Genomic DNA, 22,562 nt, shown 5'->3' with positions numbered 1-22,562 from the left:
TTCTCTCACTTGAAGTAGCTGTGCACCACTTCGATCAGTTGCTCGGTGCCGCTGCCGTGCTCGTCGTCGTGGGGCTCTGCGTCGACGAGATGCGTGCGGATGTGGTCTTCGAGCACCACTGCGAGTAACCCGTTCATCGCGCCGCGGCTGCTCGTAATGAGCTGCAGCACGTCCATGCAGCCGCGTTCTTCCTCGAGCGCACGCTCGATGGCCTCGACCTGTCCCTTGATGCGGCGAACCCGGTTGAGCAGCTTCTGTTTTTCGCGGATCGTATGGCTCACAACTAGCCCCTAAATAGTATAGGGGGCTATCTTAGCGCATATAGGGTACGGGGGTATACGTTTGTATCGGACGAGGTTTGAGCGTTGCTAGCGCGGCGCTTAGCGGCCGCAGCGCAGTTCCGTGCCCTTTACCCGGACCTGAAGATGCCGGTCAGGATCTTGACGGGAGCGGACCACAACATAGTCGACCCCGAATCGGATTTAGTGCGATTGCATCGGGATATTGCGCATAGCGCGCTCGTCGTGGCGCCTCCGGTAGGCCACATGGTGCATTACGCGTTCCTGCTCTAATCGTCGAGGCGATCGAACAGATGAGCGCGAGTTAAGCCGTGCAATCCGACGATGCCAGAGTCCCTTCACGTTCAGCAACAACCCGCTTTGGGCCGAACTCAGCCGGCTGCGATCTTCAGTCCGGGGAGCAATGCCTATGCCCGCGCGACCTTGTTCCGGCCCGCGGACTTCGCGTTGTACAGCGCCTCGTCGGCGGCCTTGATTACAGTGCTGACATCCCCTTCCTGCTCCGGCATCCAGCTTGCGGCGCCGATGCTCGCAGTCACGCGCCCATACTCGCTGCCGGCGTGTTCGATCGCCAGATCGCTGATGGCCGTACGAATCTTTTCGGCGATCTCGGCGGCGCCAGCGGGCGGTGTGTCGGGAAGCACCACCACGAATTCCTCCCCGCCATAACGGGCCGCAGTGTCGGCGGGTCGCCGAATATTTCCGCTGATACACCGCGCGACGGCGGTCAGTGCATCGTCTCCCGCCTGGTGCCCATAGGTGTCGTTGTAGGCCTTGAACCGGTCGATGTCGACGAACAGCAGGGAAAACATACTCTGCGTGCGACGCGCCCGACGCCACTCTTGCTCAAGAATCTCGCCGAGGGTGCGACGGTTATTGAGTCCGGTCAACCCGTCGGTTCTCGCGAGCATCTGCAGTTCCGACTCAGCACGCATCCGGCGACGAAATTGAGCGCCCAGCAGCATTGAAAGCACCACGAATCCCAGACCGAGCACGGCCGTGAGCGAGCCGATGGTCAACGCGCGCGCACGCCAGGCCGCATAAATGTCCGCCTCGGCTGCGGCCGCCATGATGATCAGCGGTAGATCCGGGAAGTTACGAAAGAAGTACAGGCGCCGCACACCATCGATCGACGCGGTGTCGGAATAGCTGCCTTCCGGTGCGGACACGAAATGTCGGAACGTGCTTGCCTGGCTGATATCGCGTCCAATCGTGTGGACGTCGTACGGCTGGCGCATGATCATGATGCCATCCCTGCCGATCAGGGCCACCGCCCCGTGCGGCCCGAGCGACAGGCCGGCAAACAGGTGATGGAAATACTCGAGGTTGACGGCAATCAGCACAATGCCGGCAAACGAGCCGTCCGGATGGGAGAGGCGGCGGCTCAGCGCAATGCTGGGCGAACCACCCCGCAGCCGGGACTGGTATGGGTCGCTGATAAAGAGCTCGGCGTTCGGATTGTCGCGTTGGACCGTGAAGTAGCGGCGGTCGGCAAAGTTGCCCTTGCGCGCGATGTCGCTGCCCGAGTCGATGACGATGTTGCCTGCCGCGTCGAGCACCAGCATCGAACCGAGATACTTCGCGGTGGCTGCGCGGTCGAACAGGATGTCCCGGCGCAGGTGCGGGGACAGCGCCATCACGTCCGCCTGGTTGAGCCCATCGACAACCGCCTGCAGCGATAGCGCGTAGAGTTCGAAGTTACGCTCGATGTCTCGTTCGGCAATCAGCGCGAGGTTGCGTGAAGTCTCGCGGGCGCGCTCCAGCGCGTCCTGCCGGCTCTGGTACAGCACGGTCACGCAAAGACCGACCAGCAGCAGCGCGATCAGCGACCCACCCAGAACAATTGCATGGGGTGCCGACAGCGCATACCGCTTGAGTCCGGCCCCCAACCGATCACGCACCGTGTTTTTCTTTTCCACCGACTTCCCCAATGTCTCCGGCGCGGTACAGACAGCAGGCCCACCCTGCATCAATTGCCAGAGGATTGAAGATTACCTCACCGAGGGAGGATTTGGACGGCGTGAAACATCCCACGCTCCATCCGGGCGTTGCAGATCATCGGTGAGTGCGCGGGTAATCAGCGAATCGATCGTGCCGTCGCGCCGAAGCCGGCTTCGACTGCCCGATGGTCGATCAGCGGCGGCTGTCGGCCAACCAGTCGCTCGATCGCCTCGTCGGGGGCATAGTCCTGCTGCGCGAGCCGCTCGAACAGCGCCAGCGTGGCGTATAGATTGATGCGGTCGCCCAGCGCATGATCGGCTTCGGCGTGAGCACCGGGCACGCTCGCCAGAACCTTCAGCCGCACATCGCGCTGGTGACGTTAAAGCGCCCGCATCGCCGCGTCGAAATTCAGTCCGGCTGGCAACAGGTCGTCGCGGCTGCAGCGTATCAGCGCAAACGCCCGCATTCGCGGCGGATTGCCTGCGATGTACGCGATGTCGAAGTCGATTCGATGACTGCGGGATGTCTCCCTGTCCTGTACCACGTTCATCTGGTCGATCGATACCTGTTTCCTCGTCAGGTAAAGATGCGACGACGGATCGGACAGCACGGCGCAGACCCGATCGAGTTCGAGTTCGAGCAAGTCCGTCGGCACCCGCAGCGCAGTAAGACGGCTGGCGTTTTCTTTGATGCTCGCCTGCACGCGGGCCAACTCATTGGCATCGTCAGACGGTTCCTGCCCGACGACCGCATTCACGCCGCCTCCCTGGCGATTTAGCAGCTCAAGGCGTTGCTCAAGCAGTTCGTGGCCCCGCTCCACGAGTTCACGGCGATCTTTGGCAAGCATCTCCAAACCCGTGAGCGCAAGTTGATCGATGAGCAGCCGGCCGATTTCCTCGCGAAGCTCCGCTTCCGTGCGCCCACACATTCTGATGCGATGGTCGCTGAAGGACAGCGTGGTCTGCGCGACGTCGCTGCGCATCGTCTCACCATCGAGCGCCACGCCGAGCACCTGACGCGTCACGTACGCCATGCCGAGAACGGCATACGCTTGTTGGCATTCGGGATGCTGGTCAAAGTGGGCCCGCAATTCCGTCGAGCGGCTCAATACGCGCGAGATATCGGAAGGCGTCGCAAAGAACGCGCGGATGCACGGGTCGGACGACCAGGCCTTCCCGTTCGCTTCGTGCGGGGCGGGTAGAGACCCGACCAGGGCGTTGCCATAATCCACCGCGATCGTCACGGCCCCGCGCAGTCGCTCGCTATAGCGCTTTGCGAGCCGTAACCGTGGATTGATCGCGAGAACGCGTTCGGTGGCTTCGGCGATCCGCTCGCCTCGCTGCCGCCCGGTCTGTGCGCCGCCTCGGTGAAATAGCCGGTTCAATAGGCTCATATGACCTGCCCGTCATTGACTGCATCGTGGAAGGATGCCCAGCTAACCGGTCTCCAGGACGGGGCAAGAAGCAACCAAAGAGGTCGCCGAGCGTCATTGAACATCTGCGTCAGGCACCTTGCTCCAGCCCGGACCCGGGTCAAACGACCTGGTGCCCTGCGCCTTGGCCGCACTGTCAGGCCCGAGGTCGCGTTGATAGATCTGGCCGTCATGGCTCACCATGAAACTCTTGATTCCGGTGTCTCCGTATTTAACCGGCCAGGCGATAACCGCGAAGCCGCCGAACAGCTTGCCGCGCACAACATAGTTGTACGCCCCGCCCTTGGCGTGCGGCCCTTGTGACTCCAGCAGTTTGTAGTGGTAACCGTAGTATCCGGCGTTTTTCGCATTACTCGAACTGGCATCGACAAACGCCTCGCCAAGCGGACTTTGCGTTTCACCGGGCGCTGCCGGCCAGTACAAACCGTCGCGCTTGCCTGGCGAACTCACCATACGGGAGGCATAGGCAAGCACGCCCTCATCGCCATCGTGGCTGATCTGTGCATACTCGCGCTGCGCATCATAGATCGCGAGCATTGTCTGTATAACGGCGAGTTCGTTGCGTCCGATTCGACGCAAGCGTATCTCTTGCGCACCGGCGCGGGTGTCAAAGTGCCATCCCTGTCCGGTCTTGACCAGCGGGACCGGAAACGTCCAGCCGTTGTCACCGACAACGATGTGAGTGCGTCCCTTTTCCACCGGCCCGATGGTGTGAGACTTCGCCCACTCAGCGATAAACATATCCCGCACTTGTGCGCCGACGGGCGGAATCAGCTCGCGGAAATCATTGCCGAAGAGTGTGCGCAACGTGTCTTCGCGATCTTTCACCACGGCATTGCCCAAGGCGTTCATCGCTGCCTCTGGCGAGCTGAAGTTCTTTTGCGCATACACTGCGGTTGTCGTTACGACCGACAGGAAGGCGATGGCTGCGAGGATTGCAAGCTTCAGCTTGAGCTTGAGCGTGAGCCATTGCGGGGCGACGCCTGAATGGGACTTCATGATTTGCCTCCTTAACGCCTGCCGCGAAATCCGCCGCCACCGCCACGCATGCCGCCACCGCCGGCGGGCCGGTTAAAGCCCGACCCTTGCGCGCTCGATCTGCCTCTGTCGAAATTGCGCTGTGCGTTGTGGCCGCTCGTGCCGACGCCGTCGAACGCGTTGGCGCGTGCACCGCTATAACCCCCACCCCGATTGTCATTGCTGACGCGGTTCACCTCACCTCCCGCACGACCCGACAACCCCGCGTTTGCACCAGCAGAACGGTCCGCCGTGGCTGGGCGATTACCTGCACCGGCCCGGTCATTAGCGCCGAGGCGGCCACCCGTGTCCGTGCCACGGCCGCGATACTGGTCACGCGTGCCGGCGCCCGGCGACTGCCCGGCGAATTTATCGCGCGTGGCATTGTCGCGGTAAGCGACGCCCTGGCGATGACTCGCATCATGTTGCCATCGGCCGCCCTGCCCCTGCACCTTGCTGCGATCGAAGTTGCGATTGATGTTCGCGGCCTTGTCGACGTTGATGTCGACGTCCCCTCCGCCCCAACACGAGTTGCAGTTACTGAAGATCGCACCTGCGGCCGCGAGACCGATGCCCCAGGCGACCCCCGTCGCGAGCGCGGCACCGGGGTAGTAGCCAGGGTAGTAAGCCGGGTACGGCGGCCAATAGTAAGGCGGATACGCCGGATAGCTCCACGCGCCGTAGACGACCGTCGGGTTGTAGGCCGGCACGTAGATCACGTTGGGATTCGCCGGTTCGATCCGCACGATAGTCGAGCTCGCCGTCTGGCTGCCCGCCGGCGCGGGCTCGACAATCACCTTCTGCTGCTCGTTCGATTCCAGGTTGCCCGAATCGTGCGCACGTGCCCTTAGTCGCTGCACGGCGGCGAAAACATCTTTCTGCTGCGCCAGAAAGGCGTCGCCGAGCCGCTGTGTCCATTCGAGCTTGTCACTCATCGGTTCAAGGATTTGCGGGAATGCCACCATCGACTTCACGCTGGTGTCCCAAGGCTGATTCTCAACCGCCTTCAACGCGGCATCACCCTTTACACCCGGATTCGCTTTCACCCAGCGCGCGGCGTGCACGATTTCCAGCGGATACGTCGACGCCATCAATACCTGAGCGAGCACCGAGTCCGGGTAGAGCGCGATCGGTGCGACCAGCGCGTCGATTTCCTCTGGCTTGAATGAGGCGGGGCCCGATGAACCGGTGCCTGAGGGCGCGGGCGGCGTTGGCGCCGGAGCTGACATCGCAGGGGTCATAGACGCCGTACCCACTGGTGTGGGGCCCGACGAAACGGCGCCCGACGGCGTAGGCCCTTGCGCACCCTGTTCCGCACACGATGAAATTGCCGCCAGCAGAAGTGGCGATAACAAGGCGCTCGCCCATCGTGCTTTCCAGTCGTTCATAGTCTCTCCTTCCGGCCGTTTCCCCGGCAGTCACAGAGCTCACCACGCACATAGGGAGCCCACCACCTTCGGTCCGGTGAGCATGCTGTCGCCATCGCTTCAGAATGAACCCTGTCAGGACCAGGCAATCGACCCGTAGCGTTCAGTCGGTTGTTTTGCTCTGCACTCAGGTACTCGATCATTTTCTTTTTGCAGCCGTCCTTTCGCGCGTATCAGATGTGACCAAGCAGTTTCCACCACAGCGGTCCGATCACCAGCCAGACGACCATGTAGATGATGCTCATCAGAAAGCCCGCCTTCCACCACAGGGCCTGCGGCACGTAGCCGGCACCGAACATGACCGGGCCGGAGCCGATGCCGTACTGCGTCAGGCAACCGTTGAGGTTGCTCAGAATGCCGAGCGCGATGGCTGCGGTGAACGGCGGGATGCCGGCGGCGACCATGAGCGCCATCGACAGCGGGAACAGCGCACTGATATGCGCCGTGGCGCTGGCGAAGAAATAGTGGATGTAGAAGTAGAGGGCCGCCACCAGCATATAGACGGCCAGCCTTGGGAAGCCCGCGAGGTGCACGCCGACCTCCTTGCCGAACCACGACACCATGCCGTATTCGTTGAGTTTCGATGCGAGCATGATCAGCAGGCCAATCCAGATCAGGGTGTCCCACGCGGATTTTTCATCCAGCGCGTCCTGCCACGTGAGCACGCCCGTAATAAACAGCAGTGAAACACCGAGCGCCGCCGCCAGCGTCGCTCCGATGTCGAGATCCTCGCCAAAAATCCACAGCACGAGCAGCGCGACGAAGATGACGGCCATGATGATCTCTTTGGCAGAAATCGAGCCCATCGCGAGCAGCTCTCTTTGCGCAAGGGCGGTCGCATCGGGCGTGCTCCGAACCTGCGGCGGCGCAATCCACAACAGGGCGAGCGGAATGATCGCGAGGCACAGCAATCCCGGCACGGACGCCGCCACTGCCCAGTCCAGCCAGCTGATCGAGACGCCCTGAGCTGCGGCCAGCTTGACCGTAAGCGGGTTGCCCGCCATCGCCGTAACGAACATGCCCGCAGCGACGATGTTCGCGTGGAACGCGCAGAGGATCAGGTAACCGCCTACCTTGCCCCGCGTTTCCGGACGATCCGGGTGACTGCCGAGTACTTCCGCAATCGCCCGCGTAATCGGCAGCATCACGCCGCCCGCACGGGCGGTGATGCTTGGCATTGCGGGCGAGATGATGAGTTCGGTGAGAACGAGGCCATACCCCAGTCCCACTGTCCGCTTGCCCAACATCCGCATGAACAGAAGTGCGATGCGGCGACCCAACCCTGTCTTGATCACACCGCGGGAAATGAAGAAGGCGAGCATCACCAGCCACACCAGATCCGTTCCTGTCGATTTGGTGACGTCGGCAAAGGACACGACACCGACGAGGACGCCCACCGTGGCACCGATGATCGCCACGGCCGCCATCGGTAACGGCGCAGTCATGATGCCTGCAATGGTGGCGACGAATACGGCGAACATGTGCCACGCTTTCAACGACAGACCCGTCGGCACGGGCAGAAACCACAGGAGGATGCCGATGCCCACGGGAACGGCAAACTTCCAGGCAATACCGAGGTGTCCGACGGGTGGCGTCGGACTGGACGTCCGGGGGCTTGCGGGTGGCGAGACCTTGGCCATGATCAATCTCCTCCTGCCGATGTCGTCCGGTTTATCCGGAACACGCCTGATGCTCCTACCGGGCGAGCAGCAAGCTGTCGGTCGCTTCCTTGACGATTTGCGCGCTGCATCGCAGCGCTTCTCGTTCCACTGAACTGAGTTCGGGATACGCGAGCAGATGCGCCCCACTGACATTGATCACCATCGGCAGGGATAGACATACATGGGGCACGCCTTCGACTTCGGCATGCACGATGCCGACGGTCAGAATCAGATCAGTGTTGTGCACGATGGCCTGGCAGATCCTGCCAATCGCACTGGCGATCCCGTAATGGGTGGCGCCCTTGCCTTCCTTGATGAGCTTGGCCGCTTCGTGCACGGAGCGCAGGATCAGGTCGCGGCTGGCCGCTCCAAGCTCTTTGCCACTCCTTGAAAGGAACAGTTCGAGAGGCATGCCGCAGACCGCGGCGCCGGACCAGTGAATCAGCGCCGACTCGCCATGTTCGCCCAGCACGTAAGCATGGATCGCCGTTGGGACGACACTCAGCCTGTCGGACAGAAGCGAGCGCAATCGGCCGGTGTCGAGAGAGGTGCCTGTGCTGATGACCCGCTCCTTCGCACACCGAAGACGATCGAGAACGACGCCCGCCAATACGTCGCAAGGGTTGCTGGCAATAATGTAGATTGCCAGGGGCGCCAATGGCGCGATGCGATCCACGATCTCCGTTGTGATATCCGCATTGATACGCGCGAGATCGAGGCGCGTCTGCCCGGGTTTCACACCGACGCCCGCTGTGATAACGACGACGTCCGCGTCGCGCGCGTCGTCATAATCCCCGGCATGAAAGCGGTTGTCGCCCCAGAACGCGGCGGCATGCGCGAGGTCCATGGCCTGTCCTTCGGCACGCGCGCGTGCAACATCGATCAGGACGAGTTCCGCACTCGGGATTGTCACGGCCGCAAACAGTGCCGCGGACCCGCCAACCAGTCCTGCGCCGACTATGACAATTTTCGGTTGACGCATGGAGTGCCCCTTCGCGTCTAGATACACCGTCTTTGTGAACCTGATCATTCGACACGCGAGGCCGTCAACGGGGACGGGCGATCGCCTCGAAAGCCTCTTCCATGACTGATTCTCTTTGCGGCCACCGTGCAAGGAGGCCAGAGCAGCCCCGTGGCGGGATTGCGTTGGAGCGCACGGCCACGCGCTCCCCGGGCACGACTCGACGCGACATGCCCGGAAAGCATAATGCCTCGGTTCAAGAATATGCCCGACGCGCACCGACGAATATTGGACCTTGGTCCCATACGCCGCGCGCCCCAAGCCGCCCATCCTTCTCTCGGAACCGTCGTGCCACACACTCCGGATCGCCTTGAGCGAGTCTTGTGCAGCAATTTCACGGCTACTGCTCTTGCAACCGGGCGTTATGGTACTTGATCACATCCATAACGGCAGCCGTCATGACCGAGGTCGAGACACCGAACATCAGGATGCCGTTGGCAGCTTCGATTGGACCGAGCATGCGCCAGCGCTTGGACATGACGATGTCGCCGTAACCCAGCGTGATGAAGTTGACCGCGGAATGATAGAGAGCCGTGGTGAAATCAGAAAACTCGCCCAGGAGCATGAACAGCGCTGCCCAGATTGCCATCTGGGCGAAATTGCAGAGCAAGGTCAGCAACATCACACTTATCAATAGCAGGACGTCCACCCACAACATGTCCTGCCTCTTCACGCTACGCCGGAAGCGCGCGTACCGGCGCAGGCAGACGGCTACCACCACGGCTTGCAGCAGCAGGCACAGGACCATGGCCGGAGCGGCTGCCAGCACGTTATGTAGCATGATTGACTCCGTCTTGAAGGGGGACGCGCTGCGACATACGACGTCGGGTTGGGACGCGGGGAACGCAAGTTCAGAGCACCGAACCTGCCTGGCGGCATGCCGGACCGCGTCATTTGGCGCGACGCCGTTGGTCAAAAAGCAGAAGCATCGAATACGCGTAGGCCGTTACAGCCAGAAAGAGCCCCATTCGCACCGCAAACGCGGTGTAGACATCCTTGCCCGCCACGCTGTCTTGTACCGACTGCCCCAGCAGAATGATCATCGTCACCAGACTGTTGAGCCAGAAGCCCGGCGAACAACGCGTGGGTTCGAGGCCGTAGAGCTTGCGCCCCACGAACAGACCGAACAGCAGCATCCACAGAAAGAACATCCACAGATGCACGAAAAGCCTCAGCGCAAACCAGAACGCAATGGCGAGCAAGCCGCCGACCAGTGTGGAGCCAATAAGGTCGCGCGCGGCCGTGCGGGCGGAGATCGTGCAGGTTTGTCTGCCCAGACTGACGGACTTCATGATGATCGGCATGTAGCTTGCCGGGTCGGTCATCGCGAGCAGATAGGCCGGCATGACAACAAGCGCCGCACGCAGCGCGATAAAAGTCGTCTTGTCATCCGTCATGACCGGCGGGGCCGGCTGTGCTCGCGCGCCCGTGCGTTCCGGTAACAACCTGTGAGCCAAAGTCGAGACCAGCACCGACAGCAGCAGTCCCTTCGCCAGTGCGCCGACGACCGTCATGGCGAGTTCCATGTCAGCCGTGCCCGCGGCGGAAATCATTGTCAGTCCCGCGACCAGAAAAGTCGCGACAAGATTGTTGCCGCCGCGCAGCCCATAACGAAACGCAAAAAACAGCATGCAGGCGATGATCATCACCCCGGCCAACGCGTAATGATGAAGCAACGGAACAAGGAGCAGGCCGCTGCCGGTGGTCGACGCCACGACCAGAGAAAGCATCAGGCCGGTCTTCAAAGACAATGGACAGTTCTGAGTCGCCAGCAGAAATACCGTGAATACCGGCGCGACGACGGGGATAGGGAAATCGAGTCCAAAGCTGATGACAAGTGCAAGCGCCGTTCCGGTGGCCACGCGTATCGCGCGATAACCGAGGCGCTGGCTCGCGGACTGTGCCGGTTTCTCAATAGACATAGGAAAGCCAGCTCATCAGCCGGATGAACGTGTGTCCCAACGGATTGAGCGGATTACCCTGAGTCGGAAATGCCATTACTTCGGCCTGCCCTCCCACGCGCAGATCGCGCAGACGCGCGCGCTCGCTCTGCTCGAATTCGACGATGACTGGAAAACGTTGAGCGGGACGCAGCCAATCGCGGCTATCCTGGACCGTGGGCAGGCCGCCGGCTGGCGTGCTCTGCCCCACGCTCACGCCAAATCCGACACTGCGAACCCGGCCGTCGAATACATCGCCAGGCAGCCCGTCCAATGCGATTGCGACAGGGGTTCCCGGTTTGAGATGGCCTAGATTGTTCTCGGTCATATCGGCGCTGATCCACACATCGCGGATCGCGATCAACGTCATGACCGGGCTGCCCGCCGCGGCGAACTGACCGACTTCGGTGCGTAGGTCGGTCACGACGCCACTCGAACGGGCCCGAATCCGCGCGTTGGCGAGATCGAGCTCGGCCTTTTGCAGCGCGCCAGCGGCGCTGCGCAACTGCGCGTTCTCCGCCTCGCTGCCGCCCTGCTGCTCACGTGCGCGCTCGACTTCGGCACGTGCTCCTTCAACCTGGCTCTGGGCCTGCTCGTGCGTCGCGCGAGCGACCTCGAGGCGTCGCAGCGAGACCGTACCCTCGTCTTCGCGATAGAGCCGCTCGAGCCGGTCGCTGTCCTGCCGCGCCTTGACCTCGTTTGCGATGGCGGCCCGCAGCGCTGCACGCGCCGAATCGATACCGGCCGTACTTGCACCGACCTGACGGCGCGTCGACTCGAGATCGGCGCGCGCCCGATCAGCGGTAATGCGATAGGGCTCGCTGTCGACTTCGAACAGCAGGTCCCCCGCATCGACATTCTGATTGTTGTGGACGTACACGCGGGTCACGCGTCCCGAGACCTCGGCCGCGACAGGCACGACATAGGCCTGGATCCGCGCCTGATGCGTGTACGGCGTGAAGCGGTCAGCTAGCAGATACCAGACGAGGCTCAGCACGATCAGACAGACAACCCATTTCACCGCCTTTGCCGAAGGGTCGGCAGACGCCGCCGCCGGCTTTGGCGAGGTGGCGGCACGGGGCTCCTGGGTCTCGCTCATCGTGACACCCCTTCGGCTTGACGAGCAGCACCGGAAGACGGCGTCGTTTGGTTCAATAGCTCACCCCAGTCGGTGCGTTGCCGCATCTGCGCGCTCGTCGCCGCGTCGACGAGCGGCTGTGCCGTGTCCCAACCTCCTCCGAGTGCCTTGTAAAGCGCAATCACACTGCCGACTGCATTGCTGCGATTGACCACGTAAGCGTCCTCCTGCGCGAACAGCGCACGCTGCGCATCAAGCACGCGCTGGAAGTCCGAGTACCCTTCCCGGTAGATCGCATTGGCGAGCGTGAGAGAACGCCGCGCCGCGCTTTGCGCGTCACCGAGGATGGTGTCGCGCTGCGCTGCGGCGATCAGTGCCGTGGCGGCGTCATCGGCCTCCCGAGCCGCCTCGCGCACCGTGTTCTGATACGCGACGATCAACTGTTGCAGCCGCGCGTCCTGGACACGTACGTTGTTCGTGATCCTGCCGTAATCGAACACATTCCACGTCACGCTCGGGCCCGCGGCGAAAAGCAGCGTGGCCGGTGCGCCCGCGAGCGAACTGGCGGTCCACACGAGCGAGCCGAGCAACGATACCGACGGGTACAGATCCGCTTTCGCCACGCCAATCAGAGCGGACTGCGCAGCCATCTGATATTCGGCCGCGAGAACGTCGGGGCGCCGCAACAGCAGATCGGCCGGCACGTCTTGCAGCACGGCATGATCCACTAGCGGTACTACGCCTTCCTTGCCGGCCTGCACCTCGATCTCCGGCAGCGGACCCGGCGCGCGTCCGATGAGGATCGACAGTGCGTGCCGCGCAAGGACGATCTGGCCTTCAAGATCGGGGATGCTGCTCAGTGTCCCCAGGTACTGCGTTTTCGCCTGCTGGAAGTCGAGTTCGTCGGTCTCGCCGGCCTTGAAGAGCTTTTGAGCGATATCGTAGCTGCGCTTTTGCAACTGCGCATTCTCGCGAGCGATGCGCAGCCTCGCCTGCGCGACCCGCAGCGTGAAATAGGCATCCGCCACCTGAGCGTGCAACAAAACCAGCGCGGCGTCGCGGTTGGCTTGCGCGGCGAAGAACACGGCGTCGGCCGACTCGATCGCACGACTGAAACGCCCCCAGAAATCCAGCTCCCAACCGATGCTGAAGCCCGCGCCATACTGCCAGTAGCCCCCCGAGCGCGGATTGACTCCGCCCGAGCGCTTGCGCGCCGAGTAAAGCACATCGGCGCTCGCCTGTTGCACCTGGGGATAGCGTCCCGCGACCGCGATGCCGAGTTGGGCGCGTGCCTCCAGCACGCGCAGTCCGGCGATTTTCAGGTCGCCGTTGTTCGCGTCGGCTTCCGAGATCAAGAGTTCGAGGTTGTGGTCGTCAAATATCAGCCACCATTGACGTACATCGGGCTGTGCGGCCTGCTGCGTGACCTGCGTGATCGATGTGCTGCTCCAGTGCTCGCTCCACGCTTCATGCTGCGGCTGAAAGTCCGGTCCGACCCGCATGCATCCGCTCAGGCAGAGTGCCCCGCAGAGCACTGGGAGTCGGTACGGACGCGTGAACGATGACACGTAGCCATCCTCTGACTTCAGGCCTGCTGCTATTCCCGGGTCTGCTCGGCGTGCGGCAAGTCTCTCACCCAGCGCCAGAACAGCTGATAACCGACAGCGAGCATCACCGGCCCGACGAACAGCCCGATGACGCCACCCGTCACCATGCCGCCGAGCGCTCCGACCAGCACCACGGGCATCGGCACTGCAACGCCGCGGCCCAGCAACAGGGGTTTGAGTACGTTATCGGCGAGGCCCGCGACGAAGATATAAACCGAGAAGATGATCGTTGTGGTGCTCACGCCGTGTGTGACGATCACGAAGACGATCACCGGAACGGTGACCAGCGTGGCCGGCAGTTGCATGATGCCAAGCAGCAGTACGGCCAACGCGAGCAGCCCGGCACCGGGCACCCCCATCACGACGAAGCCGCTGCCGATCAGCAGCATCTGGATGAACGCGATGCCCACCACCCCCTGCGCCACCGCGCGCACGGTAGCCGTACACAGATCGGCGATCTGCGCTCCGTTTTCCGGACCCGAGATGCGCGAAGCGATTTGCACCGCGCTGTGGTAGCCCGTCTCACCGTGGGCCATCAGGATTCCCGCGACGATCAGCGCGACAAAAAATATTACTAGGCCGGCGCCGAGGCCCGTCACCGTTGCGAGCAGAGCGAGGCCCGCCTCCTTCAGCTGCGGAGTGAACCTTTGCGCAAGGCCAGTCAGGTCCGTCGATGCCTGTTGCCAGAAGTCGAATACGCGCTGGCCGACCAGCGGCCAATTCGACACCGATTCCGCAGGAGGCGGAATCCGCAACGTGCCGCTTTTGGCAATAGCTATCGCATTTTCAATCGAATCGGCTACCGCAATACCCAACATATACGTGGGCACGAGAATCACGGCGAACGCCACCAGGATGATCAGCGTGGCGGTCAGCCCATCCTTGCCGCCGAACATCGGCCGCAGACGGACCTGGAGAGGATAGAGCGTGATCGCAAGAATCAGCGACCAGGCCATGAGGTTGAGAAACGGAGCGAAGATCCGAAAGCAGAACACCGCCAGGACCGCAATGAGTCCGGCGCGAATCAGTACATCGAGGATTTCTCTGGACGCAGTCCGTTGGGTGATCGGTACGAGCATAGGTTGTTCTCCCGCCAGGTCGCGTCGCGGTTGGGCGGCGACACCGTGATGTACGAACCATCGCGAAACTCGAACCCACTGACTGCCTGATATTCCGGCATCTTCGAGTAGAGAGTCGGGCTGCTTTTGTTATCGACCAAGCACGGCGTTTCACTACTATGAACCCGATCCTCAGATATTCAATTGGACTTTGGTCTCATAGCCTCTGAAGGCCTCGAAGTTCGGCGAAGCGGCGATGAATCGGAGAACACCGGATAAGCACTCGCCAAGCTATACCGGCGCTTCCCGTCCATGGTCGCTGTCTGCCTGCGATCGCGCTCAGGGCTGCTCGAGGTAGTCGTCGACTGCACTGCCCACGGTAGGATGGAATCGCTCATCGCCGAGGATGTCCATCATTTCGAAACGTCTGAGCTTGTCGCGCACCGGGTCTTTCATTTCGGCGAAGTGCAATGCGATATCGCGCTCGCCCAGTATTCGAATCAAATCCCGTAACATGTCCGCTGAGGTCACGTCGATACTGGTTACGGGCTCAGCGGCCACTACGATCCTGCGCACGGGCGTCGTCGACTCGACGACGGCTTCGAGCAGGCATTTCTGGAAAAGCTCGGCGTTTGCAAAGAACAATGGCGCGTCCCAGCGAAACAGCAGCAGCCCCGGAATCCGCGTGGCATTCGGATGACGCTTGATGTCATGGTAGCCGCGCAGATCTTCCACACGCCCGAGAATGGCGTAATGGGGACGCCAACCATCCCAGAGAAACTCGATCACCGCGATCGCGATTGCAATGCAGATACCGGGAATTGCACCGAAAACCGCGACGCCGGCGAAGCAGACAACGGAGAGCCAGAACTCCCATTGCTGAATTCGATAGATGCGCCTGAGATCCGTAAATTCGAACAGCCCGAGGGCGGCGGCAATGACGACGGCGGCCAGTGCGCTATTGGGCAGATACCGCATCAGATTCGGTGCAGCGATCAGGAGCAGCGCCACCGCCACTGCGCCGACCACGCCCGTCACCTGCGTTCTGGCGCCCGCTGCTTCGGCCACGGGTGTGCGCGAAGAACTGCTGCTGATCGGAAAACCCTGAAAAAAACCGGCGGCCAGATTGGCCGCTCCCAAACCGACCATCTCCTGGTTTGGGTCCACGCGCATATTAAAACGCGCAGCGAAGGTTCGCGACAACACGCTGGTATCCGCAAACGAGATCAGCGCAACCGCGCAGCCGCCAAGCAGAATCTTGACGAGATCGGCGTCGCCGGCCCAGGGTAATGCGAACGATGGAAGGCCTTGCGGGATCTTGCCGAGTACCTTCACGCCGACGCTGTCCAACCCGAATGCGATGACGCTGAGCGTCGCCAGAACGACGGCGATCAGGATGCCCGGCACTTTTTCGAAGCGCTTGAGCAATAAAATCAGCACAAGGCTTCCCGCGCCCACGGCGAAGCTGTACCAGTTGGCTTTGCCCGCACCGATGGCCGTTCCCAGCGCCAGCAGATCGCGCAGCGGTCCCCGATCCTCGAACGAGATGGCAAACAGTTTCGGCAACTGGCTGATCAGGACGGTCAGCGCAATGCCGTTCATGTAGCCGTACCGGATGGGCTTGGAAAGCAGTTCCGTGATGAAGCCGAGCCGCAGAAGTCCCATCACGATGCAGAACAGCCCGGAGACGATCGCCATCATGCTGGCTGTCGCTATCGCGCGCGAGGGGTCGCTGCCCGCGGTAGCGACGACGACGGCAAGAATTGGCGCGGCCAGTGCGGAGTCCGGACCGAGCACCAGAATCCGGCTGGGACCAAAGACGGCATACGCCAGCAACGGAACGATGGTCGCGTAGAGGCCATAGACGCCTGGAACGCCTGACGCCTCGGCATAGGCGATACCGACGGGTACCAGCATCGTGGTGAGCACCAGTCCGGCAGCCAGATCGTTGGGTAGCCAGCTAGCCCGATACGTCTTGAGCATCGCGAGGCCTGGCAGCCAACGCAACCATCGCGTCGCCCCGACGGCAGGCTGTCCAGCTTCGGGAATAGGACGGTCGGATTGCATTCGTCGGATAATTGTGATTGAAAGAGTGGCGCTCCGCAGTGTGCGGCATTGCCGTTCCTAAGGAAGGATAGACCAGCCAGGCGGGCGAGACGTATGGGACCAAGGTCCAATAACTTCCTTGGCAGGCAGTGCGTAGACTGGTATTGATCCACTTCCCCGAGGCCTGAAGCGGATGAGTGAGATGCGCTGTGCTGAGTTCGCCGGACCGGCGCCCTTGCCGTGTTCGTCAGTAATGTCGGGTAGAACTGACTGAGCATGGTGGTCTACTGTCCGGTCGCCTTTAAAGCGTCACGGTGGGGCTGTCTGTTTCAATCGCGATTCCTGCGAGCGTGGCGCTACCTGGGGCTCGGGTGACGTCCACTGAGGTTTGAGGCTGGGCAAGTCCAGGGCAGCCTGCCAGGCGCAATCTGCGGCACGTACACGGTGTTGGCAGCGAGCCGCGCAATCCTCTGCCTGCGGTCTGTGACGTATCGGTAACCAACCTTTGCAACGCCGCATGCGACTTCTGCGGGTCCTCGCGGGACAAGAAGCTGGCAGGCCCGCGTCGCTATCTCGACCCTGATGCGTCCGCGCGTGCGCTGCCGATCCTGCGCAGATGCCGGATTCGCTACATGAAGCTGCAGGGGGGCGAGCCTCTGGTTCACCGAAGATCTCCCTGAAATTCTCGAGAAGGATGGTATAACCTGCTGCCGTTTGCCGGGAGAAGCGATGTCCTGCATACAACGACTCGCGGACCGCGCCGCACAGCTGCGCAGGGTCAGCATGGCCGCGCTTCTGGTGCTCCTTGTGATCGCCGTGTTCGGCGCGCCATTTTTCACCGAGCCGAACAGCCCGACGGGCCGGATCGCGCAAGACCTGCTTCTTTCGTTGATCCTTCTGACCGGCGTCGTGACGGCGACCGAGCGACCCAAGGCCTCCGTGCTGATCGCTCTGGTTGCCCTGGTTGCTGTCGCTGTACGAGTGGCAAGTTGGGTATTTCCGGCCGACCTCACACTGGCGATGCGCGACGAAACGACTCTTCTTGCAGCGGGGCTCATCGGCCTGACCATCGCTATGAGTGTTTTGGCTCCAGGAGAAGTGACATTCGACCGGATCCATGGAGCGATCGCGTTTTACATACTGGTGGGCGTTATTTGGGCGGAGGCCTATCAGCTCGTCAATATCCTGGTTCCCTGGGCGTTCAATTCCGCAATGCTGGACCGGAATTCAGAGAGCGTCTCAACCTGGATCTATTTCAGTTTCACGACGTTGACCACGGCAGGGTATGGCGACATTGTGCCCGTCGCGCCTCAAGCGAGATCGCTTGCAAATCTCGAGGGGCTGATTGGCCAACTCTATCCGGCTATCGTGCTCGCACGACTTGTATCGTTGCATTCCGCACGCCGTCATTCCGCCGAAGACAAATCGTGACGACCGAGTGTGTTCGATGAGCATTGTCTATCAGACAGATCATGCCGACCGAGAGGTAGTTGCACGCGCCCCACCAGGCGTCGCGAACCAGGAGTAAATTATGTTTGCGCCTGATATCGCCGTTGCCGTAGTCGTCGCAGTGATGGCCTAAGTACCGTTCGCTTTGTTCTACGACGCGGCCGCCAAAGTTCGCTAACCGGTCACCTCGACTCTGGAGCACCTCATGACGGATATCGCACTTGCCCGCAAAGATGCCTGCCTCGCAGCGGTTCATGCGGTATTGACTGACTTGATTGACGACAGCAATCTAATCGACGCGGCTCTACGTGTCGCGGATTACCTGGCAGATGATCTTGAAGGGAAGATCACCGAGACCGATGCCGTACTACTTGCTGTGGCCGCGCTAACGCAAATAAATCGCTCGATTCGCGAGTGGTACGACGTGGACGGCAACTCGATGGACCCTATGAGAGTCGCGGACTTCGTCATCCATGAACAAATGAACGGGTACGACCGCGCAACCAATCCGCGTGAAACGACTTCGTCCGCGGAAAGAATCCAGGCACGAGAGGCCGCAGTGATTCGGCCAATGGGATCACCGGTGCGGCCCGTTCACCACTGAGGCGCGAGCCTTGCCGATGCGCGCAGGAGTTTGCGCGGCGGAAAACCGGGAGCGGATGCTTCCAATTCTTGACGGTCGGCGGCGCCATGGTGAACGGCTGTGATCGTTCACGGCATAGATTGCCAGCGTAAAGCGGGATGCGTTGCGCCGGGCGGCAACACCCAGACACCGTCGGGGCCAAAAATCGTAACCGGCGAAAGACGATCGGGTCGCCATCTGTGCGGCACTGAGACCGTTCACCCCCGGTACCGGTGTGCCGGTATTGACGCCGATCGTCGTTCCAGTAACGTCCTTGTCCCTCATGCGCCGTCTGCTCGCATGACAATCGAGTCTGCGATGAAACATGTGTCCGCGCTACAGCGCGCGGCCGAGGCAATCGCCTCGATTCTCACACCCGCGCCGCGACGCAAGGAAGAAACCATCGACCCGCACCGCGAGCCGAGCGCGAAGGGCTCGCGCCGAACCGTTTGAATGCGGTCTTTCTTTCGCGTCATAAGCACACGATAAGGTGAACTAATAAAAACGTGTCGCCGCAACAAATCCTGATCGCACGAATGGTAACTGTGTTCAAGACATCTTAAAGCGCCTCGACCATATCTTTGCGCCGCGTCTGGCAATACGCCGAGCACGCCAGCTGCGCGGCATTTGCGGCAGCATGAATCATCGGACTCGCGTTCACGGGCTTGCACATCGACACGATGATCGGCGGCGGCACGGGTTTGAGCGGCAACTCGATAAATTCGCCGCTCTGCAGCGCCTCCGCGACGAACAGGCCGGGAATGGCGGCCACGCCGTATCCGTCGCGCACCAACTGAACGATCGCCGCCACCGAAGGCGAACACGTGATGCGCGTTTGCCCAGCCGGCATGCCAAGCTGCTGCGCGAGCGCATGAATGATGCTTTCGAGCGCGACTTGCGGCGCGGTGCCGCGCCCGAACGTCAGAACCGGACGCTCCAGCACACGTAGCGCAAGCCCTTCCGCACGCCTCGACAACAAGCCCCGTTTCGCGATCCAGCGAACCGGATAACTGGCGATCGCGCTGGAGACGACCTTCGTGCTGTCGATGCCCTCGACCCGTATGACAAGATCGAGATCGCCGCTCAGTAGACGCCGTTGCAGGACCGAACTCGAATCGACGGTCAGGTCCACTTCCAGCCGTGGAAAACTGGCGTTCAACTCGGTGACATAGTGCGCGAGCCAGCTATGCACGACCGTCTCGATGACGCCCAGGCGCAGCTTGCCGCCCACGACCACTTCCTGGCCCGCCGCTTCCCGCAACGCTCGGGTGGCATTGACGACGTTTTTCGCCGGCCCGAGCAGATTCTGGCCCGAAGGCGTGAGCCGGAAACCGGTTGTCGAACGGTCGACAAGTTCCGTCTTGAGTTCGTCCTCCAATGAGCGGATGCGCAGCGAAATCGTCGCTGGGGTCGCATGCAGCACCCGCGCCGTGGCTCGAAAGCTTTCGAGTTGGGCAAGTGTCACGAAGGTCTCGAGAAAGCGCGTGTTCATGGGCAGCTCTTGAGATGGGCGAAGTTTCCGGTCGTCTCCAGCTTGCAGTATGCCTTAACAAAAAACCCTTTTTACGCGAAATCGACCGCTTTTGTAGTCGGTATTTCGAAGCACCGCCGCGTGTTCCGAAAGCATTGACGCAGCCATGCTTTGTTCGCTGGAAAGCCCTAGCCACTGGGGCTTTCGAGGCTTCGCCCAAGTGCTTAACCCGACGCGTAGCCAACGACCCGCTACGTAAAAACCCGCACGAAATCGTTAGGAAAACCTGAACAACAGCGGCACGAATTACTCGCTGGCGCAGCTATTTTGTTGGTCCTAATCTGCATGACATCGCACTCACCAACGGAATTGCCGTCATGCCACACACCTTTCGCCAGCAAGTTCGCCGCAGAGAATTTTCAGGGCCCACGGCCGGTTATTGCGGCGACTTCGCGCAGGCCAATCTCGCCATTCTCCCGAGCGCCTACGCAGAGGACTTCATGCGCTTCTGTCTGCGCAATCCGAAAGCCTGCCCGCTGCTCGGCGTCGGTGAACCGGGGCAATTCGATCTGCCGACGCTGGGCCGCGATCTCGACATCCGCACCGATGTCCCCGGCTACAACGTCTATCGCGACGGCGTTCTGTGTGAGCAGCCCGCCGACATCCGTGAAGTATGGCGCGACGATCTGGTCGTATTCGCGATCGGCTGCTCATTCTCGTTCGAGCAGATGCTCGCGCGTGAGCGCATTCCGTTGCGTCACGTGGACGAAGGCGTCAACGTGCCGATGTACCGGACCAACGTCGCGAATCAGGCGGCGGGGCCATTCGGTGGCCGGCTCGTCGTCTCCATGCGGCCGATGAGCGGCGCCCATGCGATTCGCGCGGTGCAGATCACGAGCCGGTTTCCGTCGGTGCATGGCGCGCCGGTGCACATCGGCAATCCGACGGTACTGGGCATCGAGGCGCTGTCGAGCCCTGATTTCGGTGATCCGGTAGCGATCCATGCACACGAGCTGCCGGTCTTCTGGGCCTGCGGCGTGACGCCTCAAAGCGCCATTGAAAGCGCACGGCTGCCGTTCGCGATCGCACATCGTCCCGGCCACATGCTGGTCACCGACATCCCCAACGCATCGCTCGCGGTGTTCTGACGCACGGCTTGGCCGCCTCACACGAGAAACGCATGAATACGGAAGCGCAGTACGTAAGCACGCCCGCCGAGGACGCAATGGCGGACACCACCGCGAGCCGCGGCATGTTCGGCTGGTATCGGCACACCAACGCGAGCGATCGACGGGCGTTCTGGAGCTGCAAGATCGGCTATGCGCTCGATGCCATGGACACGCAATTTCTCAGCTTCGTCATTCCGACGCTGATCGCGACGTGGAGTCTCAGCAAGGGCGAAGCCGGCTTGATCGGCACGGTCACGCTGCTGACTTCGGCGCTCGGCGGCTGGGTCGCCGGCATTCTTTCCGACCGCATCGGCCGGGTCAAGACGCTGCAGATCACCATCGTCTGGTTCGCCTTTTTCACGCTGCTGTGCGCGTTCGCGCAGAACTACAGCCAGCTTCTGGTCGCGCGCGGGTTGATGGGTTTCGGCTTCGGCGGTGAATGGACCGCCGGCGCCGTGCTGATCGGCGAAGTGATCCGGCCGCGCGATCGCGGCAAGGCAGTCGGCATGGTGCAGGCGGGCTGGGCGATCGGCTGGGCGGCGTCGGCGGGACTCTATACGCTGGTGTTTTCGCTGTTGCCAGGCGAGCTCGCATGGCGCGCGTTGTTCGCGCTCGGTGTCCTGCCCGCGCCGTTCGTCATCTTCATCCGCCGCTTCGTGAAGGAACCCGAAATCCACCTGCAACAGAAGCAGCGTGACGCGCAAGCCGGCCACACGAGCTCGTTCTTCGAGATCTTCGGCCCTGGCGTCTGGCTGACCACCGTGCGCACCGCGATCCTAGCCACCGGTACGCAGGGCGGCTACTACGCGATCACCACCTGGCTGCCCACCTACCTCAAGACCGAGCAGCACCTGAGCGTGGTCGGCACGGGCGGCTATCTCGCGGTGATTATCGCCGGCTCTTATTCGGGCTACCTGTGCGGCGCTTTTCTCAGCGACCGCTTCGGCCGCAAGCTGAACTTCATCGTGTTCTCGATCGCCTCGATGGCGATCGCCCTCGTCTATACCCGCGTGCAGATGAGCAACGCGCTGCTGCTCGTGCTCGGCTTCCCGCTCGGCTTTTTCGCCTCGGGCATCTTCGCCGGGATGGGCGCATTCATGACCGAACTGTTTCCCACGCGAATTCGCGGCTCGGGACAAGGCTTTTGCTACAACTTCGGCCGCGCGGTCGGCGCGACCTTCCCGTTTCTGATCGGCTTCGTCGCGCAAAAAATGGCGCTCGGCGTCGCGATCGGCACGTTCGCTGCGGCCGCCTACGGCGTCGTGATTCTCGCGGCCCTGACGCTGCCCGAGACGCGCGGCGCGCAGCTCGAATCGTGAGCACC

General features: G+C 61.9%; 20 protein-coding genes. 5 read left to right on the top strand and 15 right to left on the bottom strand.

The window, feature by feature from the left end; translation table 11 throughout:
* Positions 1 to 5 precede the first annotated feature (5 nt).
* The 14 genes from ABQJ48_RS13280 to ABQJ48_RS13215 all read right to left on the bottom strand — a co-directional run bounded on the left by ABQJ48_RS13280 (position 6) and on the right by ABQJ48_RS13215 (position 16,548).
* Positions 6 to 281: a metal/formaldehyde-sensitive transcriptional repressor gene (locus tag ABQJ48_RS13280; RefSeq protein ID WP_017234408.1), complete on the bottom strand. Its 276-nt coding sequence runs from the start codon at positions 279 to 281 to the stop codon at positions 6 to 8.
* Between the two features lie 425 nt (positions 282 to 706).
* Complete coding sequence (locus ABQJ48_RS13275; protein ID WP_367838464.1) at positions 707 to 2,269, bottom strand: sensor domain-containing diguanylate cyclase; 1,563 nt, start codon at positions 2,267 to 2,269, stop codon at positions 707 to 709.
* A 107-nt stretch (positions 2,270 to 2,376) separates the two neighbouring features.
* Positions 2,377 to 2,604 carry a hypothetical protein gene (locus tag ABQJ48_RS13270; protein WP_367838463.1) on the bottom strand — a complete coding sequence of 76 codons (228 nt, stop codon included), beginning with the start codon at positions 2,602 to 2,604 and terminating at the stop codon, positions 2,377 to 2,379.
* 15 nt (positions 2,605 to 2,619) lie between these two features.
* On the bottom strand, positions 2,620 to 3,483 hold the full coding sequence (locus tag ABQJ48_RS13265) for a hypothetical protein (protein ID WP_367838462.1): 864 nt from the start codon (positions 3,481 to 3,483) through the stop codon (positions 2,620 to 2,622).
* 243 nt (positions 3,484 to 3,726) lie between these two features.
* Complete coding sequence (locus ABQJ48_RS13260) at positions 3,727 to 4,671, bottom strand: DUF2950 domain-containing protein (RefSeq protein WP_367838461.1); 945 nt, start codon at positions 4,669 to 4,671, stop codon at positions 3,727 to 3,729.
* Between the two features lie 11 nt (positions 4,672 to 4,682).
* Positions 4,683 to 6,077, bottom strand: a complete 1,395-nt coding sequence (locus ABQJ48_RS13255) for a DUF3300 domain-containing protein (protein WP_367838460.1) — start codon at positions 6,075 to 6,077, stop codon at positions 4,683 to 4,685.
* A 212-nt stretch (positions 6,078 to 6,289) separates the two neighbouring features.
* Entirely contained in the window at positions 6,290 to 7,756 is a 1,467-nt protein-coding gene (locus tag ABQJ48_RS13250; protein ID WP_367838459.1) for a DASS family sodium-coupled anion symporter, read from the bottom strand.
* Positions 7,757 to 7,811: 55 nt separating this feature from the next.
* A complete protein-coding gene (locus ABQJ48_RS13245; protein WP_367838458.1) occupies positions 7,812 to 9,068 on the bottom strand; it encodes a lactate/malate family dehydrogenase in 1,257 nt (418 codons plus the stop codon).
* Positions 9,069 to 9,138: 70 nt separating this feature from the next.
* Positions 9,139 to 9,579, bottom strand: a complete 441-nt coding sequence (locus ABQJ48_RS13240) for an ion channel (protein ID WP_367838457.1) — start codon at positions 9,577 to 9,579, stop codon at positions 9,139 to 9,141.
* A 109-nt stretch (positions 9,580 to 9,688) separates the two neighbouring features.
* A complete protein-coding gene (locus ABQJ48_RS13235; RefSeq protein WP_367838456.1) occupies positions 9,689 to 10,720 on the bottom strand; it encodes a DUF2955 domain-containing protein in 1,032 nt (343 codons plus the stop codon).
* On the bottom strand, positions 10,710 to 11,837 hold the full coding sequence (locus ABQJ48_RS13230; protein ID WP_367838455.1) for an HlyD family secretion protein: 1,128 nt from the start codon (positions 11,835 to 11,837) through the stop codon (positions 10,710 to 10,712). The genes ABQJ48_RS13235 and ABQJ48_RS13230 overlap by 11 nt, the downstream gene beginning before the upstream one ends.
* Entirely contained in the window at positions 11,834 to 13,384 is a 1,551-nt protein-coding gene (locus tag ABQJ48_RS13225; RefSeq protein WP_367838454.1) for a TolC family protein, read from the bottom strand. Before ABQJ48_RS13225 ends, ABQJ48_RS13230 begins: the two co-directional genes overlap by 4 nt.
* Positions 13,385 to 13,413: 29 nt before the next feature.
* Positions 13,414 to 14,502 carry an AI-2E family transporter gene (locus ABQJ48_RS13220; protein ID WP_367838453.1) on the bottom strand — a complete coding sequence of 363 codons (1,089 nt, stop codon included), beginning with the start codon at positions 14,500 to 14,502 and terminating at the stop codon, positions 13,414 to 13,416.
* A 318-nt stretch (positions 14,503 to 14,820) separates the two neighbouring features.
* Positions 14,821 to 16,548, bottom strand: a complete 1,728-nt coding sequence (locus ABQJ48_RS13215; protein ID WP_367838452.1) for a SulP family inorganic anion transporter — start codon at positions 16,546 to 16,548, stop codon at positions 14,821 to 14,823.
* A 762-nt stretch (positions 16,549 to 17,310) separates the two neighbouring features.
* Here ABQJ48_RS13215 and ABQJ48_RS13210 point away from each other — a divergent pair.
* The 3 genes from ABQJ48_RS13210 (at position 17,311) to ABQJ48_RS13200 (ending at position 19,051) form a co-directional block, all read left to right on the top strand.
* Positions 17,311 to 17,958 carry a potassium channel family protein gene (locus tag ABQJ48_RS13210; RefSeq protein WP_367838451.1) on the top strand — a complete coding sequence of 216 codons (648 nt, stop codon included), beginning with the start codon at positions 17,311 to 17,313 and terminating at the stop codon, positions 17,956 to 17,958.
* 223 nt (positions 17,959 to 18,181) lie between these two features.
* Positions 18,182 to 18,580 (top strand): hypothetical protein, encoded by a 399-nt coding sequence (locus ABQJ48_RS13205; protein ID WP_367838450.1) that lies wholly within the window; start codon positions 18,182 to 18,184, stop codon positions 18,578 to 18,580.
* 336 nt (positions 18,581 to 18,916) lie between these two features.
* Positions 18,917 to 19,051 carry a hypothetical protein gene (locus ABQJ48_RS13200; protein WP_367838449.1) on the top strand — a complete coding sequence of 45 codons (135 nt, stop codon included), beginning with the start codon at positions 18,917 to 18,919 and terminating at the stop codon, positions 19,049 to 19,051.
* A gap of 106 nt (positions 19,052 to 19,157) precedes the next feature.
* On the opposite strand, the gene ABQJ48_RS13195 is transcribed toward ABQJ48_RS13200, so the two are convergent.
* Positions 19,158 to 20,090, bottom strand: a complete 933-nt coding sequence (locus ABQJ48_RS13195; protein ID WP_367838448.1) for a LysR family transcriptional regulator — start codon at positions 20,088 to 20,090, stop codon at positions 19,158 to 19,160.
* A gap of 356 nt (positions 20,091 to 20,446) precedes the next feature.
* Between ABQJ48_RS13195 and ABQJ48_RS13190 the strand changes: the two genes are divergently transcribed.
* Positions 20,447 to 21,217: a putative hydro-lyase gene (locus tag ABQJ48_RS13190; protein WP_367838447.1), complete on the top strand. Its 771-nt coding sequence runs from the start codon at positions 20,447 to 20,449 to the stop codon at positions 21,215 to 21,217.
* A gap of 32 nt (positions 21,218 to 21,249) precedes the next feature.
* The gene (locus ABQJ48_RS13185) at positions 21,250 to 22,557 is read left to right on the top strand and encodes an MFS transporter (RefSeq protein ID WP_367838446.1); all 1,308 of its coding nucleotides are present in this window, start codon (positions 21,250 to 21,252) and stop codon (positions 22,555 to 22,557) included.
* Positions 22,558 to 22,562 lie beyond the last annotated feature (5 nt).

Source organism: Paraburkholderia suaedae, from assembly GCF_040812055.1.
Lineage (GTDB): Bacteria > Pseudomonadota > Gammaproteobacteria > Burkholderiales > Burkholderiaceae > Paraburkholderia.
This window is presented reverse-complemented; position numbering and strand designations above follow the sequence as displayed.

Bases quoted from the DNA above. Each gene is read 5' to 3' on its own strand.
- ABQJ48_RS13275 (WP_367838464.1), bottom strand. From the start codon at position 2,269: ATGCAGGGTGGGCCTGCTGTCTGTACCGCGCCGGAGACATTGGGGAAG.
- ABQJ48_RS13260 (WP_367838461.1), bottom strand. From the start codon at position 4,671: ATGAAGTCCCATTCAGGCGTCGCCCCGCAATGGCTCACGCTCAAGCTC.
- ABQJ48_RS13255 (WP_367838460.1), bottom strand. From the start codon at position 6,077: ATGAACGACTGGAAAGCACGATGGGCGAGCGCCTTGTTATCGCCACTT.
- ABQJ48_RS13250 (WP_367838459.1), bottom strand. From the start codon at position 7,756: ATGGCCAAGGTCTCGCCACCCGCAAGCCCCCGGACGTCCAGTCCGACG.
- ABQJ48_RS13245 (WP_367838458.1), bottom strand. From the start codon at position 9,068: ATGGGCGGCTTGGGGCGCGCGGCGTATGGGACCAAGGTCCAATATTCG.
- ABQJ48_RS13240 (WP_367838457.1), bottom strand. From the start codon at position 9,579: ATGCTACATAACGTGCTGGCAGCCGCTCCGGCCATGGTCCTGTGCCTG.
- ABQJ48_RS13235 (WP_367838456.1), bottom strand. From the start codon at position 10,720: ATGTCTATTGAGAAACCGGCACAGTCCGCGAGCCAGCGCCTCGGTTAT.
- ABQJ48_RS13230 (WP_367838455.1), bottom strand. From the start codon at position 11,837: ATGAGCGAGACCCAGGAGCCCCGTGCCGCCACCTCGCCAAAGCCGGCG.
- ABQJ48_RS13220 (WP_367838453.1), bottom strand. From the start codon at position 14,502: ATGCTCGTACCGATCACCCAACGGACTGCGTCCAGAGAAATCCTCGAT.
- ABQJ48_RS13215 (WP_367838452.1), bottom strand. From the start codon at position 16,548: ATGCAATCCGACCGTCCTATTCCCGAAGCTGGACAGCCTGCCGTCGGG.
- ABQJ48_RS13210 (WP_367838451.1), top strand. From the start codon at position 17,311: ATGGCCGCGCTTCTGGTGCTCCTTGTGATCGCCGTGTTCGGCGCGCCA.
- ABQJ48_RS13205 (WP_367838450.1), top strand. From the start codon at position 18,182: ATGACGGATATCGCACTTGCCCGCAAAGATGCCTGCCTCGCAGCGGTT.
- ABQJ48_RS13200 (WP_367838449.1), top strand. From the start codon at position 18,917: ATGAAACATGTGTCCGCGCTACAGCGCGCGGCCGAGGCAATCGCCTCG.
- ABQJ48_RS13195 (WP_367838448.1), bottom strand. From the start codon at position 20,090: ATGAACACGCGCTTTCTCGAGACCTTCGTGACACTTGCCCAACTCGAA.
- ABQJ48_RS13190 (WP_367838447.1), top strand. From the start codon at position 20,447: ATGCCACACACCTTTCGCCAGCAAGTTCGCCGCAGAGAATTTTCAGGG.
- ABQJ48_RS13185 (WP_367838446.1), top strand. From the start codon at position 21,250: ATGAATACGGAAGCGCAGTACGTAAGCACGCCCGCCGAGGACGCAATG.